This window comes from Paenibacillus sp. ALJ109b (assembly GCF_010747435.1).
In the GTDB taxonomy this organism is placed as follows: domain Bacteria; phylum Bacillota; class Bacilli; order Paenibacillales; family Paenibacillaceae; genus Paenibacillus; species Paenibacillus taichungensis.
In genome coordinates this window covers 79,860-98,666 of record NZ_JAAIFP010000013.1, presented here as the reverse complement: position 1 = coordinate 98,666, position 18,807 = coordinate 79,860, and the positions used below count along the sequence as shown (strand labels likewise).

Here is an 18,807-nt window from a genome sequence, read left to right as displayed (position 1 = left end):
AGACCGTTACTTCTGCAGTTGTTGATAATGCGCTACAGCCTGCTTCAGTACAGGATGACTCTCATCCATGGACGTATACTGGCTGAGTGCTGCTTCAATCCCTTTTTGCTGGATCGTAGTCTGGAGTTCTACTGCTTCCGGGTCTTCGGAAATGTCGAACTTGCAGGCAGCGGCCATGCCCATTGCCAAATGTGTTGTCTCCGTTCCATACTCGTAAGCCTGGAGAGCCGGGCGAACCAGACGGTCATTCGGGGACAGTTTCCGCAGTGGAGAACGTCCTACACGAGTTACTTCGTCCGTCAGATGCGGGTTAACGAACCGTTCCAATATTTTGGCAATGTACAACTGATGATCGTCGGCATTGAATCCAAAACGCTTCACCAAAACTGCTCCGGTTTCCTGCAAGGCACCATATACGATGGATTTGACTTTTTCATCGGCAATTGCCTTCTGAATTGTATCAAACCCGTTCACATATCCAATATAAGCGGCAATACAGTGTCCAGTATTTACGGTAAACAACTTCCGTTCGATATAAGGCTCCAGATCATCCACATACATTACACCCTCAACCGGTTTGAACGCAGGGGCCATTTGTGAACGGTCAACAACCCATTCATAGAAAGGTTCTACCTGTACATGCAATGGATCTTCATGATGCTGAATCGGCACAATCCGATCCACCGCAGAGTCCGGGAAATACACATACTGATCCGCAAGCAGGCGAGTCCGCTCATCAAGCAAACCATATACATGTTCTTTCAGCTGAGTGCTGGCTCCAATTGCGTTTTCACAAGCAATGATGTGAAGCGGCTGGAAGACATCGCCTGTTCCCAGTCTGGATGTAAGTCCTTTGGCAATACCCGGAGCAATATGTTTCAGAATGTTCACACCTACTGCGGTTGTGATCAGTTCAGCTTCTGCAACGTTCTGAGCAACGGTATCCAGATTGGTTCCATCGATGGCACTCACACCGGTAACTGTCTCCAGGTCCTTGGCCTCGTTAGCCAGTTCAACCGTGTACTCTCCACGCTGCTCCAGAGCCTTAACCAGCTCCTGGTTAACGTCCGAGAAAACGACATTGTAGCCTGCACGGGACAGAATCAAACCGATAAAGCCACGTCCAATATTACCTGCTCCAAAGTGAAGGGCCTTCATAGTTCCATTTCACTTTCCAAAATAGTGATGACTTCTTCAGCGGTTTGAGCATGACGCAAAGCTTCCATGTTCTCTTCCTCGGCGCAGATGACTGCGATGCTGGTCAGGATCTCCATATGTTCTCCGCCCTGAGCAGCGATACCAATGACCATATACGCTTTCTCTTCCCCAAAATCAACACCCTGCGGGAACTGAATGACCGATATACCTGTGGACAGGATGAATGATTTGGATTCCTTCGTGCCGTGTGGAATCGCAAGTCCGTTGCCGACATACGTGGAGACAATCTCTTCACGCTCCAGCATTTTGTCAATGTATTCAGCGGTGATATGTCCCGCGTCTTTCAAAATTTGACCTGCCATTCGAATCGCTTCGTATTTATCCTGAGCCGTTGCATTCATGATGACTTTATCTTTAGTTAACACACTCATGTTTGAATACCTCCAATTTCTGTTTTGCTGCGGTAAAATCCCGCAAGTTCTTGGGACAAGTAATGAATAAGATCATCCCGGTTGCCTTTTTCAAGTAATGTGATCATTTCTTCCTGCAACAATAGTGCACTGATCTCACTCAGTACCTCCAAACTTTCCTTCGATAACTGTCTGGGTCCTAGCATCAAAAGCACATGGCTGACACCTGTCGGGTCTTCCGGCGTGCGCAGAAGCGGCTCTGTCAACTGGAACAGCGTGATTGAAGGACTGTGAATGCCATCACTGCGTGTATGAAACAAAGCGAGGGAAGTCCCCGGAATTTTCTGGCTTCCAACCGCTTCACGCTCCTCCAGCAGCCTGGCAATCTCTTCAGGATTATTTAACACACCAGAATGATGTAAAACGCTGCACATGGCGTAGGCCGTGTCAAAAAATCCAATCTTCTGATTATCCAGCGGGAACACCTGAAACTTGCCGATAATCTGTACGATTTCAATCAGGGTCGCTTCCAGTCCAACCGGATCGGAAATTCGTCCTGTTGACCTTGAATCTACTTCAGGTGGGGGACTATGTTCCCGCTGAAGCGTCGTTGTCCTGATGAAGTGCCTTAAACGTTCACTTTCTTCTGCCGTCAGCAGTGGGCTCACCTTGTAGTATTGATGTTTATCCATTGGCAGATCCACAGTAGAGAGAACCAGATCATATTCCGTCTTTGGTATACGCGCGGCTTCATACCAGGACACACTGTCCACAATCCGAATCTCGGGAATTTCCTTGGACAGGCGGCTCGATAACATCCGTGAAGATCCGATCCCGCTCGTACAAACGACGACAGCCCTGATTTCACGTTTCAGCACCCGCAGTCGTTCAATGGAAGCACCGAAGTGCATCACCAAAAATCCGATCTCCTCATCCGGAACATCCGTATTGGGCCAAGCCTCTCGCACTGCTTGCTTTACATCCTCAAACAGTGATTCATAATCCTTGCGGATCTGCTGAAGCAACGGATTACGGATGAGCTGCCGCTCATCCATTCTTTCCAGCACCGGCTCCATATGGGCAATCAGACCTTCACGGAGCAGACGATCCTCATGGAACGAATAATGAGTTTTCTGTTGCATCCGGTCTGTGAGGGAACGAACCATGTCAAGTAAAACCAGATCGTCTACGGGCAGCAGACGCGAGGAATGAATCGATTGCTCGATTTCAATCAGCAGCCTGTGAAAATAAGCCTGCTCCTCGCTCACAAACTCCAGCCCAAGTTGGGCAGATAGAACACCGCACAGTCTGGAAGCTAAATATTCCGGCACCTTCTGCTCGTCTTGCAGAGGCATTCCAACATCTTTTTTGTCTTGCTGAGTATTCCGCCCTATGCCAAAGCCTTTGCGAATCCGCACAACGGCTACAGACAATTGGATCAGTAGCTTCATGTATTGACGCTCCGGTATATTTTCCAACCACTCAATATCCGGCTGCCATAATGCATTTTCGACCGTAAGTACATCCTCATGTCCTATCATTTCCAGAAGTTTGCTGCTTACTTTGGAACCCCCTTGCTCCGCCTGTCTACCGAACAAATCGGATTCATCCAGATATTCAAGAGCGAGGGCTGAGATAGCCATGCGATGAGCAAGCTCGCTTCCATTGATCTTGACCCCATATCCACGTCTGCGAACCAGCTTCAATCCTGCAAGCTGAATGCGTGGCTCCAGATCGTCCAGATCATTACTTGCCGTAGACACGGTTACCTTCAGATCTGAGGCCAATGCAAGCAGCTTCACAGGCTCGGATTCATCAAGCAAAATACAAAGCATGAAGAGTTTACGCTCTTCGGGCGTAAACTCCACATATTCGTTAAGCTCAAGTTGTTGACGCAATACGGCCAAATCATCGGAACCGGGATCAATTCGAACCCCGGTTCCCGATTTTTTTTCTAATCTCATGCCAAGGGGCTCAAGCCATTGTTCAATCATCTGCAACTCTCGATGTACGGTACGAGTGCTTACTTTGACCGCAACAGCTATATCGCCAGCAGTTACCTCATGAGGATGCTCCAGCAGGAACTCCACGATCTCACGCTGTCTCCTTGTAATATTACTCATCAGGAGTCGGATTTGAGGCGCTCCACCAGTGCCTCATATTCAGGACTCTTCAGGAAGTTGTCGATGGAAATATGCTCTGCATTTGGAGCCACGGATTTGGCCCGGTCTGTCAATGTTTTCTGTGTGATGACGATGTCAGCATCTTGTGGAATCTCACTGATCGCCGTGTTGGTTACAGCGACATCCACACCGGCTGCTTTCATTTTCTTCCGCAGAATCGAGGCACCCATGGCACTCGAACCCATACCTGCATCACAGGAGAATACAATTTTATTGATATCCGTTTTTACTGCCGAAGAAGCAATATCGGCTGCACGGTCAGCTTCACGATTGTCTTTATCAACGGTGAGGTTGCCTGTTTTGCCCTGATTTTTCATATCTTTCATACGGTTGGACGCACTGTCCAGATCTTCTTCATCGTTCTTCTGTTTACCAGTTTTGAGCAGTATGGATGCTACGAGGAACGAGATGATCGCAGCTACGGCTACCCCTGCAAACATGCCAAGGTATCCACCCTTAGGTGTTAACAACGAGTAGGCAATGATACTTCCCGGTGACGGTGCTGATACCAAACCTGCTCCAGTCAACATGAAGGTCAATGTACCCGCCACACCACCAGCCATCGCAGCCAGAATCAGTATCGGTCTCATCAGAATGTAAGGGAAATAAATCTCGTGAATCCCGCCAAAGAAATGGATGATTACAGCACCTGGAGCGGAAGATTTGGCTGATCCGCGACCGAAGAAGCAGTATGCCAGCAAAATACCGAGTCCAGGTCCTGGATTGGATTCAAGCATGAATAATACGGATTGACCCAATTCTCTTGCTTGATCTGTAGCAATTGGTGTCAGAATCCCATGGTTGATCGCATTGTTCAGGAATAATACTTTTCCTGGCTCAATGATCAGATTGACCAGCGGGAGAAGACCAGCATTCATCAAAGCTTCTACCCCAGCTGATAACACCTTGCTAATCGCTTCAACGAAAGGCCCGATGCCTTTAAGGGCTAGAAGCGCCAAAATCCCACCAATAATACCAGCGGAGAAGTTGTTAACCAACATCTCAAACCCTGATTTGATTTTGCCATCGACAGCCTTGTCAAATTTCTTAATGACCCAGGCTCCCAACGGTCCGGCTATCATGGCGCCAAGAAACATTGGAATGTCACTGCCGACAATAACCCCGATGGTCATAATTGCACCGACTACACCACCACGTTGGCCGTGTACCATGGTACCGCCTGTGTAACCGATAAGCAAAGGCAGCAAATATTTGATCATTGGATCAACCAATAATGCAAAATCTGCGTTAGGGAACCATCCTTTTGGAATGAACAATGCCGTAATCAGCCCCCAGGCGATAAAAGCACCCATGTTCGGCATAACCATACCACTCAGGAAACGTCCAAACTTCTGAACGCCGACCCGTATTCCTCCGCTTTTTTCGGACTTTGCGTCCACTGAACTCATATTGAAAACCTCCTCAACATATTAAACCTTGATTCCACTGAATTTTGACAACGATGATCCAGACGAACGAAGGTATAAATCTGCAATAAATCTTAATTTACAACCATATCGTAAATGAAAACGGTATCTTCTACAACGAAATGAAAACCTACTTCCGTCATGAACGTTGATGACAAGATTTAAATTTAAAGGATTGTTCCATATTTAAACCTGTATATGGATCGAAAACTGTTATTCCCTTTCATGTATCATACCCACGAGTTGCCCCATTTTACTGACAAATGAAATTGTAAATTTATTCTATTTGGGCGAGCTGTTTCTACCTCATTAGAAATGATGATGAAACATGTTAGATTGATATTTATTCCATCTAATTCGTCGACTAACAACGGAAAAAGGCGCAATTACTTCATCCTGATTCAGATGAGGCAATTGCGCCTAAATATTTTCCGAATAAGCAATATCACCATTCGGAGCTATAATCAATCGATTCATTTTATTACGTTAAAAGGACTTTTACATCAAGCTAAAACTCTCTATCCAACCGGTGAATTGTACCTTATTATTATTCCGTATGTTTACGATACGCATCCGCGTTCATCAATGTGGAAAGTGCTGCTGTCAGGTCGCCCTCAACACGAATCTCGATCATCCAGCCTTCCTCATATGGAGAGTTGTTAACCAGCTCCGGGGAATCCTGCAATGCATCATTCACAGCAATAATCGTTCCACTGACAGGAGAAAACAAATCCGAAACGGTTTTGACGGATTCAATCGTTCCAATACCATCTTCCGCTTTTACATCCGATTCAAGGTCAGGCAATTCCACAAACACAATGTCACCCAGCTGATGCTGCGCGAACTCGGTAATACCAATACGTACGGTATCCTCCCCTACGGTCTGCACCCATTCGTGCTCTTCACTGTACAGGAAATCACTTTTCAATTCGCTCATCGATATCCGCCTCGCTTTTCATTAATGAGTGCATGCGTTTCTTTGACCTTAACCTTTTTCCCAGAACATAGCGTATGATATTTTCGATTCAAATGTCAAGATACCTCACAATTTATTTGTATTTCTTCCTTATATGTCTGTAACTCAAATGGACCCTCCCTACATATAATGGTGAATATTAGAAAAGTAAGCGCACTCTTTATAAATAAACGAACATTATATAATCAATAGCAAATATCATTCGGATTTTTTATTAATTTCTATGATATCGTTCTTGACATCAATAGTCGATTCAGGCTTTAATGAGAGTAGTAAATGTGTTTAATTGGTCTATGCAATACCCGCGGATGAATGTAAAGGGAGAGATTACCCTTGACACCGACTCAGGGTGTACATGCGGTAACGCCGAAGGAGTAAACCACCGACAAGCGGAGGTGAATCTCTCAGGCAAAAGGACTTTTACGGGACGCAACTCTGGAGAGCATCTAATCGCCCTGTGTGGGCGTTATGATCACCCAAGGGGAAACCTGCTGCATCAGGCGGCGGGGTAACTCTCAGGTACCAAGGACAGAGCCTAAGAATACAGCGTGCTTCTGGCATGCCGATTCTTTGGCCTGTCCTTTTCCTTTTTCCCAAAAAACGAAAACAGGTTATAGAGCGGCGCTGCCTATAGCGTCCTTACCTTACTTTTATAATAAAATATGATGCCAGATTCATTGATCCATGGTTATACACTCGGCCGGTTGACGGCCCATGACGAGGTGATTGGATGTCCGATTTGCTTAGAACCCCACTCTTTCCACTCTATCAGCAATATGAAGGCGTACGATGCATTGATTTTGGTGGCTGGGAGCTCCCGGTACAATTCAGTGGAATTCAGAAAGAGCATGAAGCGGTGCGAGAACGTGCCGGATTGTTTGATGTATCCCACATGGGCGAATTCACAGTACAAGGTGAACACTCAGAAGCTTTTTTACAGCACATGACCACCAATGATGTAACAACACTCGTTCCCGGTCAGGCCCAATACACGTTAATGTGTTATCCGGATGGCGGCGTGGTCGATGATCTGCTGATCTATAAACTGAAAGACCAGCATTATATGCTGGTGGTTAACGCCTCCAACATCGACAAGGACTGGGCATGGCTGCAACAGCACATGATGCCAGGCGTAACGATGTCCAATGATTCGGATCAAACGGCGCTTCTTGCTCTGCAAGGTCCGCTGTCAGTGGATATTCTCAGAACGGTGACAGACATCGATGTGTCTTCAATTGAGCCTTTCCGCTTTGTGGCAAATGCGAAGGTATGTGGCGTTACATTGCTGTTATCCCGCACCGGTTATACGGGTGAAGATGGCTTTGAGCTCTACGTTCCTACGGAACAAGCCGCTGCGGTTTGGAACGGATTGATGCAAGCGGGAGAAGGTCACGGACTCGTTCCGACAGGACTGGGTGCCCGGGATACGCTGCGCTTTGAAGCCAAGCTGCCCCTGTATGGACAGGAATTGTCTGCAACCATCTCACCGCTAGAGGCTGGCGTTGGCATGTTTGTGAAGCTAAATGCAGGACCGTTTATCGGACATGAAGCCTTGTTGCAGCAAAAAAATGATGGGCCTGCCCGCAAGCTGGTCGGCATCGAAGTACTGGAGCGCGGCATTCCTCGTCCTCATTATCCAATTTACGCCGAAGGCGTGCAGATTGGTGAAGTGGCCACAGGCACCCAATCGCCTACGTTGAAACGCAATCTGGGGCTGGCCTTGATCGACAGCAAATATGCTGCACTGGGTACCCCGCTGGAGATTGAGATTCGTGGCAAGAAACTAAAAGCCGAGGTTGTAAAGACCCCTTTTCATAAACGGACACGTGCGCCAAAGACACCTACTCAAGGAGCTGATCAAGCATGAGCAAGCATCGCTACATTCCCATGACCGAGCAGGATCAGAATGCCATGCTGGCAACCATCGGCGTGGAAACGATTGAGGATCTGTTCCATGACATTCCACAGGAGATTCGATATCAGGGTGAACTGCCTGTTTCCTCCAAACTCGATGAATATGCACTGACACGTCATATGTCGAAGCAAGCGGCAGCGAATGCCAACTTCGAGACACACGCCAGTTTCCTGGGTGCAGGCATTTATGATCACCACGTTCCCTCCGTCATTAATCATGTCATCTCCCGTTCCGAGTTCTATACCGCCTATACACCTTATCAACCCGAGATCAGCCAAGGAGAATTGCAGGCGATTTTCGAGTTTCAATCCTACATCTGTGAGTTGACAGGTATGGCTGTAGCCAATGCCAGCATGTACGATGGTGCAACTGCATTTGCGGAAGCAGGCAATCTGGCCGCAGCGGCAACCCGCCGCAAACAACTGATTGTGTCACGTACCGTACACCCTGAATCCCGTCAGGTATTGCAAGCTTACGCTCATGGCCTCAATCTGGAGATTGTTGAGATTGGATATCAAAATGGTGTAACAGACTGGGATGCCCTGCAAGCCGCCGTGTCCGATGACACCGCAGCCGTCATGATTCAGAGCCCAAACTTCTTCGGCGCCGTGGAAAATGTAAAACAGGCCGCAGATCTTGCGCATGCGCACAAAAGCCTGCTCGTGGTCAGCGCCAACCCGCTATCGCTGGGTCTGCTGGAAGCCCCAGGCAAGCTGGGTGCTGACATCGTCGTTGGCGACGCACAGCCCCTTGGCATCGCCGCTTCACTCGGCGGCCCAACATGCGGATACTTCGCCGTATCTCAGGCTCATATGCGCCGGATTCCTGGCCGAATTGTAGGCCAGACAACGGACCGCAACGGCAAGCGTGGTTTTGTACTCACGCTGCAAGCACGGGAACAGCATATCCGCCGGGAAAAGGCGACGTCCAACATCTGTTCGAACCAGGCGTTACTCGCGCTGAGCGCATCTGTCTATATGTCTATCATGGGTAAACAAGGCATGATCGACGTCGCTGATTTGAATTTGCAAAAGAGCCATTATTCCCTTAACACGCTTACCGCAATTTCAGGCGTCTCTCTTACATTTACCGCACCGACGTTCAATGAGTTTGTTATTCAACTGCCTGAAGGAACAAATGTGGAATCACTGCAACTGAAATTGCTAGATGCAGGTTTCATTGGTGGGTATGAACTTGGACGTGATTATCCAGAGCTCGCTGGACATATGCTGATTGCGGTTACTGAACGACGCAGCAAGGAAGAGATCGACGAATTCGCACGTGTATTGGAGGGATCGCTGTGACTCAGGAAACGACAACAAAGACAACGACGACATCAGCACAAGGACAATCGGAAACGGTAACCTCTATCTCCACTTCGGGCCAACCTGAAACGATCACAACACTCACTACTCAGTCTGCCTCTCCAGCACCGGAGCAATCGTTGATTTTTGAACTCAGCAGTCCGGGTCGGGTCGCTTACTCCTTGCCTGAATGCGATGTTCCCCATCAAGCTGTGGATTCCCTGATTCCCCGGGAAATGCTTCGGTCGGAAGCAGCGGCATTGCCTGAGGTTTTTGAAGTTGACGTCATTCGCCACTACACTGCCCTGTCTCGTCGTAATTTCGGGGTAGATAACGGATTCTATCCGTTGGGCTCTTGTACGATGAAATATAATCCGAAGATTAATGAGGATGTGGCCCGTTACAACGGGTTCGCCAAAATTCATCCATATCAGCACGAATCCAGCATTCAAGGTGCACTTGAACTTCTCTATACGTTGCAAAATGACCTTGCCGGACTAACCGGTATGGACGCCGTTACTTTGCAACCGGCCGCTGGTGCACATGGTGAATGGACCGGGCTCATGATGATCCGTGCCTACCACGAAGGTCGTGGTGAGCAGCGCACAAAAGTTATCGTACCGGACTCTTCTCATGGGACCAACCCGGCAAGTGCAACCGTAGCAGGTTTCGAAACGGTAACGATCCCTTCCCGTGCAGACGGGCTGGTGGATCTGGACGCACTTCGCGCAGCTATTGGTTCGGACACCGCAGCGCTCATGCTGACCAACCCGAACACGCTCGGACTTTTTGAAAAAGACATTCAGGAGATTGCCTCCATTGTGCACCAGGCAGGTGGCTTGCTGTACTACGATGGAGCCAACTCCAATGCCATTATGGGCATCACCCGACCTGGCGATATGGGCTTTGACGTGGTGCATCTGAATTTGCATAAAACGATGAGTACTCCTCACGGCGGAGGTGGACCTGGTGCCGGCCCGGTTGGTGTGAAGAGCCGCTTGATTCCGTTTCTGCCAAAACCAATGGTCATCAAAAATGATGAGGGCATATATGCATTGGATCGTGAAGGTGATCAATCCATTGGCCGGGTCAAAGCTTACTATGGTAACTTCGGTATTCTGGTCCGCGCCTATGCCTACATTCGTACTTATGGACCTGAAGGCTTACGCCGGGTATCTGAATGTGCGGTGCTCAACGCCAACTACATGATGGCTCGTCTCGCACCTTACTACGAAATTCCGTATCCAGGCGTTTGCAAACATGAATTCGTTATGTCTGGTCGAGGGTTGAAGCAGTATGGTGTACGCACGCTAGATGTTGCCAAACGATTGCTTGATTTTGGGTATCACCCGCCAACCGTGTACTTCCCGCTGAACGTTGAGGAGTGCATCATGATCGAACCAACGGAAACCGAGAGCAAAGAAACACTTGATGGGTTCATCGATACGATGATTCGCATTGCCAAGGAAGCAGAAGAAACGCCTGAACTGGTACTCAATGCCCCTTATGGCACACCGGTTACCCGTCTGGATGAAACAACAGCAGCCCGTAAACCTGTATTGAACTGCGCTTGCAGTTGAAGCATATAGTGAATGAAGTAACGAACTCTTGCTGATGACTCAACGTCAGCAAGAGCTTTTTTTGTATTGTTCATGTCCATCATTCCTGATGCCCCCCTCTCACATCGTCATTCCCTTTCCAACATTGACGCACAAAAAAAGCCGGTATCTGCTGTAACAACAGATACCGGCAAAATCGCTGCACGACTGCAGCTTTTTTATCGGAAAAAGAAACCCTTAAAATCGGGTGGAAACCCCGTAAAATTACATTACGCTTGAATGCTTTGAACCAATTCGACGACTTGTTCAGCCGTTTGCATATCCAGTGCTTTGGCAGCAAGTTCTTGCATGTCTGCACGGGACAGTTTGGTGATCTGACTGCGAGCTGGCAGAATAGATGTTGCGCTCATGCTGAACTCATCCAGTCCGAGACCGAGCAGCAATGGAATTGCTGTTTCGTCTCCGGCCATCTCACCACACATGCCAACCCATTTGCCTTCACGATGCGCTGCATCGATAACCATTTTAACCAAACGCAAAATGGCTGGGTTGTAAGGTTGGTACAGATATGCCACTCGTTCGTTCATACGGTCAGCAGCCATCGTGTATTGAATCAGATCGTTCGTTCCGATACTGAAGAAATCCACTTCTTTGGCAAATTGATCCGCCAGAACCGCAGTCGAAGGAATTTCGACCATGATTCCCAGTTGGATGCTGTCTGAAACCGCAATACCTTCAGCAACCAGCTTTTCCTTCTCTTCGAGCAGGACAGCTTTGGCTTCACGGAATTCACCCAGTGTTGCGATCATTGGAAACATAACACGCAGGTTACCATGTACGCTTGCACGCAGCAATGCACGCAATTGAGTACGGAAAATGTCCAAACGGTCCAGACACAGACGAACTGCACGGAAACCGAGGAATGGATTCATTTCTTTTGGCAGATCCAGATATGGAAGCTCTTTGTCTCCACCAATGTCGAGTGTACGAACAACAACAGGTTTGCCTTCCATTTTTTCCAGTACAGCCTTATAAGCATTATACTGAATGTCCTCGGAAGGAAGCTTGTCTCTGCCCATGTACAGGAACTCGGTACGGTACAGGCCTACAGCCTCGCCGCCATTCTCCAGAACACCAGCAACATCATTTGGTGTACCAATGTTGGCTGCCAGTTCCACATGAACGTTGTCCACCGTTACCGTTGGCTCATCACGCAGTTTTCTCCACTCGGCACGTTGTGCATCGTATTGCTCCTGTTTGGAACGATACTCAGCAATAACATCATCCGTTGGATTAACCAGTACGTGACCGTCCAAACCATCAACGATAATCATATCACCTTGTTTCGCTTGAGCCAGAATGTCCTTGGTTCCAACGACAGCCGGGATTTCAAGTGAACGAGCCATGATCGCGGAGTGAGAAGTACGTCCACCAATATTGGTTGCGAAACCTTTAACATATTGACGGTTCAGTTGAGCCGTGTCGGAAGGCGTAAGATCCTCCGCAAGCACGATCACTTCTTCACTGATCTCAGCCGGACTCATGAATTCGATACCAAGCAAGTGATTTAGCACACGTTTGGTTACATCACGCATATCCGCAGCACGTTCCTGCAGGTAAGCACTCTTCATGTTTTCGAACATCTCGATAAATTGCGTTGCTGTTTCGTTCAATGCGAATTCCGCATTAATCTTATCATCTGCAATTTTCGCTTTAACCGGATCAATCAGTTCAGGGTCATTCAGAATGAGCAAATGCGAAGCAAAAATCTCAGCTTTTTTCTCGCCAAGCTCTTGTAAAGTACGCTCTTTGATCGCCTCAAGCTCAGCCTGGGACTTGCCCAGAGCTGAGTCGAGTTTCGCGATCTCTGCGTCAACGTCGTTGATTTCGCGTTTTTCTACAGAGTAGTTGGGATGCTCCAAGATAAACGCCTTGGCGATAGCAATACCCGCCGAAGCCGCGATCCCAGAAACATTAAGCATTAATTTCGCCCAGCCCTTCGTTAACCATAACGTCTGTCAGAGCTTGAAGAGCTTCAGCTTCTCCTTCGCCTTCAACGATGATGTTGATGGTGTCGCCTTGTTCCAGACCAAGGGAAAGTACGCCCAGGATGGATTTCAAAGTTACTTTTTTACCGTTAGCTTCTGCAAAGGATTCTGCACCTTTGAATTTGTTTGCTGTATTAACCAGGGCTGTCGCCGGACGTGCGTGGATACCATCTTCGTCTGTAATTCTGAATGTTTGTTGCATTACAATCATCTCACTTTCAATAATTTAGTTTAGGCATTGCATATATTTACACTTGCTCGCCATCGTCGTAACACTTCTTATTTTATCTCAATAATCGGCTGATCGCCAATTTTCAGTAACCCACTTTTCGTTAGCGTTACTGTCGAGCCTTCTGGCAGATTGGTGAAAATGACCGGAGAGATGATTGACGGAGCATTAGCTTTCACATACTCCAGATCCACTTCCATAATCGGCTGTCCTGCCGATACCAGGTCGCCTTCCTGCACGAGCACGTTAAAGCCCTGACCTTTCAGCTTCACCGTGTTGACACCTATATGAACAAGTACTTCCTTGCCTCCGTCAGACATAATGCCCACGGCATGTTTGCTTGGAAATACGTTAAACACCTTACCATATACAGGAGAAGTAATCTTGCCATCATGAGGCAGAACAGCAAAGCCATCGCCTGTCATTTTCTCAGCAAAGACCGGATCAGGAACGTTTGTGATATCCATCAATTCGCCGTTAACTGGCATAACGATGTCTTCCGCAATAATACGTTCGCCTTCTTCACCTTGCGCCTTTTCCTGTTCAGGAGCTGGCTTAGCCACAGCTGCTGGAGCTGGTGCCGGTGTCCGTCCTGCAATGATATCCTGCATTTGAGATTTAATCGTATCTGAACGTGTACCGAAGATGGCCTGTACATTATTACCCACTTCAAGTACGCCAGATGCACCCAATTGTTTCAAACGATCTTTATTTACACTGGATTTCTCATTTACTTCAATCCGCAAACGAGTAATGCAGGCATCCAGATGTTTGATATTTTCTTGTCCGCCGAATGCAGCAAGAATATTGTGAGGCAGATCATCCGTTGAACCTGAGCCTCCACCACCCGAAGATGTTTCAGGTGTTGCCTCTTCACGACCTGGTGTTTTGAGGTTGAATTTGCGAATGATCAAGCGGAATCCGAAATAGTAGATCACTGCAAGAATCAAACCTACGATGATCACATCCCACCAAGGCGTGCGGTTCGGGATTATCCCGAAGATCAGGAAGTCAATGAATCCACCGGAGAATGTCATCCCGATTTTGACTCCAAGAATTTGCATCGTCATGAAAGACAAACCTGCAAAGATACAGTGTACTGCAAACAGGATTGGTGCTACAAACAGGAATGAGAACTCAAGCGGTTCTGTAATCCCTGTGAGGAACGAAGTCAGCGCAGCTGATCCCATGATCCCTGCAACATACTTTTTGTGCTCCGGTCTTGCTTCATGGTACATCGCAAGCGCCGCAGCTGGCAAACCGAACATCATGAACGGGAATTTACCAACTTGGAACGTCCCCGCTGTGAGATTCACACCATCTCGCAGTTGATTGAAGAAGATTTGCTGGTCTCCACGAATGACATCTCCAGCTTTGTTCACATATTCACCGAACTCAAACCAGAATGGTGAATAGAAAATGTGATGTAGACCGAACGGAATAAGTGACCGTTCTACTACTCCAAAAATGAATGCCGACAATGTCGGACTTGTATCTACCATGAAGTGAGATACAGCATTCAGCCCATTTTGAATCGGAGGCCAGATGATTACCAGAAGCAACCCGATTAAGAGGGAAACGACTGAAGTGATAATTGGGACAAAGCGTTTACCTGCAAAGAAACCAAGGTAAGACGGCAGCTCGATTTTGAAAAATCGATTGTAACATAGCGCGGCGGTAATACCTATGATAATACCTCCGAACACGCCGGTACTCAATGTAGGGATACCCAAGATGCTGGCATAACCGGGTACTTCACCTATCATGGCTGGCGTAACACCAACAGCCGTACCTAAAGTCACATTCATGACCAGGTAACCGATAATAGCCGCAAGACCTGCGACACCTTCGCCTCCGGCCAGCCCAACGGCTACACCGACAGCAAACAGCAATGCCAGATTATCAAATACGATCTGACCCGCATTCATCATAATGGTCGCGATCGAGCTTACCCATGGGGTATCTAGCGCTGTTGCATACTGCAGAAAATCCGGATTCACAAGCATGTTACCGATCCCTAGCAATAAACCTGCCGCTGGCAAGATTGCTACAGGTAACATAAGAGCTTTACCTACTCTTTGCAATACACCAAAAAGCTTTTTAAACATTGCGTCGTATCCACCCTTTCTTTTAATTTTTATGTTGTGATGCAAGCAAGGGAAAACAAAAAAGGCACGAGTTAACAAAGCAAATTGGTCCAACCTTCGGGTATAGCATACCCGGTATAAGGTAAGAACAATCACGCTCTAGATAACTCATGCCTGATCGAATCAGTAACACGTCGTTTGTGTTTATTCAGTTGCTTGATTACGGAGACCATTGTAGCACCACTTCAAAAACGATGCAAGCCTTTACACGAAATTTCTCGAATTAGAGTCCCACTAGTGGAAATATTTCACTTACTCTCTTCTTCTTTCCTTTGATTCAGTCGCTGTAAATGAATGGTCAGATACCCCACTTCAGCAGGATACACTGGAAGATTCAACCTTTTTTCCATCACCTTCGTTAGCTTCCATGCAAGCGAGTACATTTCAGGATATTCCAACTTCAACAGGGAATCTAATTTGTGGATCTCTTCCACTTTGTCTCCCCGACGGACACGTTCCAAGGCAAACCGAAGATGAGTCAGTAACCGGGAATAATCCAGTGACTGCGTCTCAAACGAATACTCCAGTTGGGTTGACACCAGGCTCACCAAATCGGTAATCAGTTGAGAATGCTCTCGAACTTGGGAAATATTTTGGTTGGTCATGGCACTGTAGATGTGAAGCGCAATAAAACCGATTTCATCCATTCCCAGATCTACGCCCAGTTTTTCTTTAATCAAACGAACTGCGTATTCACCCATACGATATTCATCAGGATAAATTTCACGGGTCTCATATAGAAACGGATTCTGGATAACAATCCCTTGTTCTTTCCGTTTTAATGCAAAAGAAATATGGTCGGTCAACGCGATATGAATATGTTCGTTTAAAGGAACGTCCGTACGCTCTGCAATATACGTAATGACTTCGTTAATAATTTCGATCAATGCTTCATCCACTTGTGGTAGAAGCTGCTTATACTGCTCCTGCTCCTGTTGGTTTCTCAAAATGAACATCTTCTCCACAGCCATCAGTGGAATAATATCATTTGTTTTCCGATTGAAGCCGATGCCTTTACCAATCACGACAACTTCTCCATGTTCAGGATGCTGTGCAATAATTACATTATTATTTAGCGCTTTGGCTACTTGCAGGCTACTCAATATTTGCACCTCTTTTTCACACCATCTTAGGTGTGATTCAGTCACACCCTAGTAAGAAAGAAAAGACATCCGAAGCGGGCAAACCGCGCCGGACGTCTCGCTTAAAAAGTAACAAAAATTCGCCTTAAGGTCAATAGAGCATGACTGCTTTATAATTCGTTGTCTTACTCGTCAACTCCAGCTTTTTCCACAATCTTATCGATAATAGAGGGAGTCGTTACAGGTTCACTCTGTTGGATAGCAACCGGTGCTGTTGTTTTAGGCTTGGTGAGACCTTTAATTAACTGCTCCACATCAATGCCGGAGACACTTTTGAGCATCTCGGGAGCTGTCGCCATGAGCTCAGTTACATAATTACTTACACGAGTGGCGCCTTCGCCCTTCCCTGTGTCCACAACGGTCAGCTTATCAATCGCGGAGATCGGCTCTGCAATTTTACCAGCAAGTTCAGGCAGCATTTTGACGATGATATCTAGCACGGCAGCTTCGCCAAACTTTTGGAACGCCTCGGCCAGTTTTTCCTTCGCTTCTGCTTCCGCCAGACCCCGGAGACGAATGACCTCTGCATCCGCTGTACCTTTGGCGCGTTCAGCATCTGCCATCGCTTGACCTTCAAGACGCTTCTGCTCCGCAGTAGCTTTTGCATGCGTTTCAATGGAGTATTGTACCGCATCGGCTTCACGCATTCTTTTGGCTTTATCCGCTTCGGCAGCCTGCTCCACCGCATAACGATCCGCTTCTGCCTTTTTCTTCACTTCAGCATCATATTGTTTCTCACGTACGATAATTTCTTTCTCTTGCAGATCAATCTCACGTTCTTTACGAACGAGTTCAACTTTCATTTCTTCCTCTACCACGGTTTGTCTCGCACGTGCTTCGTGGATATGATACGCCTGATCCGCTTCCGCTTTAGCAGTATCCTGATCCCGCTTAAACGTCGCTACTTTCAGTTCCTTTTCTTTTGCAGCTTCAGCGATATTCGTATCACGCAGCAACTCTGCTTTTTGCCCTTGCTCTTCCGCATTGGCCTTCTGAATACGCGCATCCCGCATCGCTTCCGCTTCCGCAATTTCAGCATCCCGCTTGACGGCTGCTATTCTCGGTTTACCGAGAGCATCCAGATAACCTTGTTTGTCACGAACATCTTTGATAGTAAAAGAAACAATTTGCAGTCCCATTTTTTTCAGATCCCTGGCAGCTACACCTTGAACCTCTTGCGCGAAGCGATCGCGGTTACGGTATACTTCTTCGACCGTCATCGTTCCGAGAATGGCCCGCAAATGCCCCTCCAGAACTTCCTGCGCTTCGCCTCGCAATGCTTCCACAGGCTTACCGATAAATTGCTCGGCTGCGGTAGCAACGTCCTCTATAGAGCTTCCGACCTTGATAATGGCGACCCCATCAGCAATAACCGGTACACCTTGTTCCGTGTATACTTCCGGTGTAGAGACGTCCAGCTTATGAGACAACAGTGAGATGAACTCAGATTGCTGGAACACTGGCAGAATAAACGCGCCGCCTCCACGAACAATTTTAATTTTTCGTCCGGAGTCATCGTCAGAAATATTTTTACTTCCAAGGAATGAACCCGTCACGATCATCGCTTCATCCGGCCCAACCGTTTTGTACCTTGCCCAGAAAGCCAAACCAAGAATCAGAATAACACCTACCACAACTGCAGGAATCAACAATACATCCCAATCCAAATTCAAATCCATTCCACATCTCTCCCCTTATTCATTCATGAGTGCTTACACTGCTAACGGTTAAACTACCTTAAACATCTTTAAGTACATCTTCATCCCATTCCGACACACGCAGTACACCTTCGGTCACATCCACAACTACAACACGCGCTCCCGCCGCAATGGGACGATGTTCAAAGCTGGATGCCGTGTGCACCGTATTACCGGCAGCAATCTTGATCATGACTTCACCAAAACCTTTTTCTGGTACCGGAATGGTGATTTCTCCAATTTTCCCGGATAGCTCTTTCATGGAAAACGCAATGGAAACGTCACTGTTACGCATCGGCTTGATATATGCAAAGAATACCAGCATGGCTGCAGCAATACCTATAAGCAGGGATAGTATCAGTGCCGAAATCGCACTTATCGAGCTATAACGTGTCAGCATAATACCGGCTCCGCCAAAGGTGGTTATAGAACCAGCCAGCACAACAGGTTTGAAAAAATCAAGGCCTGGCAATTCAAAGGCCCCGTCCAGCAAGCCATCAATCAAGTCACCTAGCACAAGGCTGACGACTGCAAATATGGCTCCTCCGATTAGACACCCCCAATAGATTGACTCCATTCCCCGTTCCTCCTCTCTTCTGCCGCAATTCCATC

14 protein-coding genes and 2 riboswitches are annotated in these 18,807 nt (G+C 47.4%); of the genes, 3 read left to right on the top strand and 11 right to left on the bottom strand.

Annotated features, from left to right (window positions below; all coding sequences use genetic code 11):
- Nucleotides 1–6 precede the first annotated feature (6 nt).
- The 5 genes from G3352_RS14990 to gcvH all read right to left on the bottom strand — a co-directional run bounded on the left by G3352_RS14990 (nt 7) and on the right by gcvH (nt 6,115).
- The gene (locus G3352_RS14990) at nt 7–1,158 is read right to left on the bottom strand and encodes a mannitol-1-phosphate 5-dehydrogenase (protein ID WP_163757576.1); all 1,152 of its coding nucleotides are present in this window, start codon (nt 1,156–1,158) and stop codon (nt 7–9) included.
- The gene (locus G3352_RS14985) at nt 1,155–1,589 is read right to left on the bottom strand and encodes a PTS mannitol transporter subunit IIA (RefSeq protein WP_024633110.1); all 435 of its coding nucleotides are present in this window, start codon (nt 1,587–1,589) and stop codon (nt 1,155–1,157) included. Before G3352_RS14985 ends, G3352_RS14990 begins: the two co-directional genes overlap by 4 nt.
- Nucleotides 1,586–3,691, bottom strand: a complete 2,106-nt coding sequence (locus tag G3352_RS14980) for a BglG family transcription antiterminator (RefSeq protein ID WP_163757574.1) — start codon at nt 3,689–3,691, stop codon at nt 1,586–1,588. Before G3352_RS14980 ends, G3352_RS14985 begins: the two co-directional genes overlap by 4 nt.
- The gene (locus tag G3352_RS14975; protein ID WP_163757572.1) at nt 3,691–5,160 is read right to left on the bottom strand and encodes a PTS mannitol transporter subunit IIBC; all 1,470 of its coding nucleotides are present in this window, start codon (nt 5,158–5,160) and stop codon (nt 3,691–3,693) included. The genes G3352_RS14980 and G3352_RS14975 overlap by 1 nt, the downstream gene beginning before the upstream one ends.
- A gap of 565 nt (nt 5,161–5,725) precedes the next feature.
- A complete protein-coding gene (gene gcvH / locus G3352_RS14970; RefSeq protein WP_063566882.1) occupies nt 5,726–6,115 on the bottom strand; it encodes a glycine cleavage system protein GcvH in 390 nt (129 codons plus the stop codon).
- A 347-nt stretch (nt 6,116–6,462) separates the two neighbouring features.
- Nucleotides 6,463–6,584, top strand: a riboswitch (glycine riboswitch).
- Between the two features lie 3 nt (nt 6,585–6,587).
- Nucleotides 6,588–6,688: riboswitch (glycine riboswitch) on the top strand.
- 196 nt (nt 6,689–6,884) lie between these two features.
- On the opposite strand from gcvH, the gene gcvT reads away from it, so the two are divergent.
- The 3 genes from gcvT (at nt 6,885) to gcvPB (ending at nt 10,953) form a co-directional block, all read left to right on the top strand.
- Entirely contained in the window at nt 6,885–8,021 is a 1,137-nt protein-coding gene (gene gcvT, locus G3352_RS14965) for a glycine cleavage system aminomethyltransferase GcvT (protein ID WP_163757570.1), read from the top strand.
- Complete coding sequence (gcvPA, locus tag G3352_RS14960; RefSeq protein ID WP_163757568.1) at nt 8,018–9,373, top strand: aminomethyl-transferring glycine dehydrogenase subunit GcvPA; 1,356 nt, start codon at nt 8,018–8,020, stop codon at nt 9,371–9,373. Before gcvT ends, gcvPA begins: the two co-directional genes overlap by 4 nt.
- Nucleotides 9,374–9,465: 92 nt before the next feature.
- Nucleotides 9,466–10,953 carry an aminomethyl-transferring glycine dehydrogenase subunit GcvPB gene (gene gcvPB / locus G3352_RS14955; protein WP_163757857.1) on the top strand — a complete coding sequence of 496 codons (1,488 nt, stop codon included), beginning with the start codon at nt 9,466–9,468 and terminating at the stop codon, nt 10,951–10,953.
- A 248-nt stretch (nt 10,954–11,201) separates the two neighbouring features.
- On the opposite strand, the gene ptsP is transcribed toward gcvPB, so the two are convergent.
- From ptsP to G3352_RS14925, 6 genes are all read right to left on the bottom strand, one after another.
- On the bottom strand, nt 11,202–12,914 hold the full coding sequence (gene ptsP, locus G3352_RS14950) for a phosphoenolpyruvate--protein phosphotransferase (protein ID WP_063566874.1): 1,713 nt from the start codon (nt 12,912–12,914) through the stop codon (nt 11,202–11,204).
- Nucleotides 12,907–13,182, bottom strand: coding sequence for an HPr family phosphocarrier protein (locus G3352_RS14945; RefSeq protein WP_024633102.1), 276 nt, complete (start codon nt 13,180–13,182; stop codon nt 12,907–12,909). The genes ptsP and G3352_RS14945 overlap by 8 nt, the downstream gene beginning before the upstream one ends.
- Before the next feature lie 77 nt (nt 13,183–13,259).
- Nucleotides 13,260–15,317, bottom strand: a complete 2,058-nt coding sequence (gene ptsG / locus G3352_RS14940; protein WP_163757566.1) for a glucose-specific PTS transporter subunit IIBC — start codon at nt 15,315–15,317, stop codon at nt 13,260–13,262.
- Nucleotides 15,318–15,604: 287 nt separating this feature from the next.
- The gene (glcT, locus tag G3352_RS14935) at nt 15,605–16,459 is read right to left on the bottom strand and encodes a glucose PTS transporter transcription antiterminator GlcT (protein WP_163757564.1); all 855 of its coding nucleotides are present in this window, start codon (nt 16,457–16,459) and stop codon (nt 15,605–15,607) included.
- Between the two features lie 164 nt (nt 16,460–16,623).
- The gene (locus G3352_RS14930) at nt 16,624–18,177 is read right to left on the bottom strand and encodes a flotillin family protein (RefSeq protein WP_163757563.1); all 1,554 of its coding nucleotides are present in this window, start codon (nt 18,175–18,177) and stop codon (nt 16,624–16,626) included.
- Nucleotides 18,178–18,235: 58 nt separating this feature from the next.
- The gene (locus G3352_RS14925; RefSeq protein ID WP_063566870.1) at nt 18,236–18,772 is read right to left on the bottom strand and encodes an NfeD family membrane protein; all 537 of its coding nucleotides are present in this window, start codon (nt 18,770–18,772) and stop codon (nt 18,236–18,238) included.
- Between the last annotated feature and the right edge of the window lie 35 nt (nt 18,773–18,807).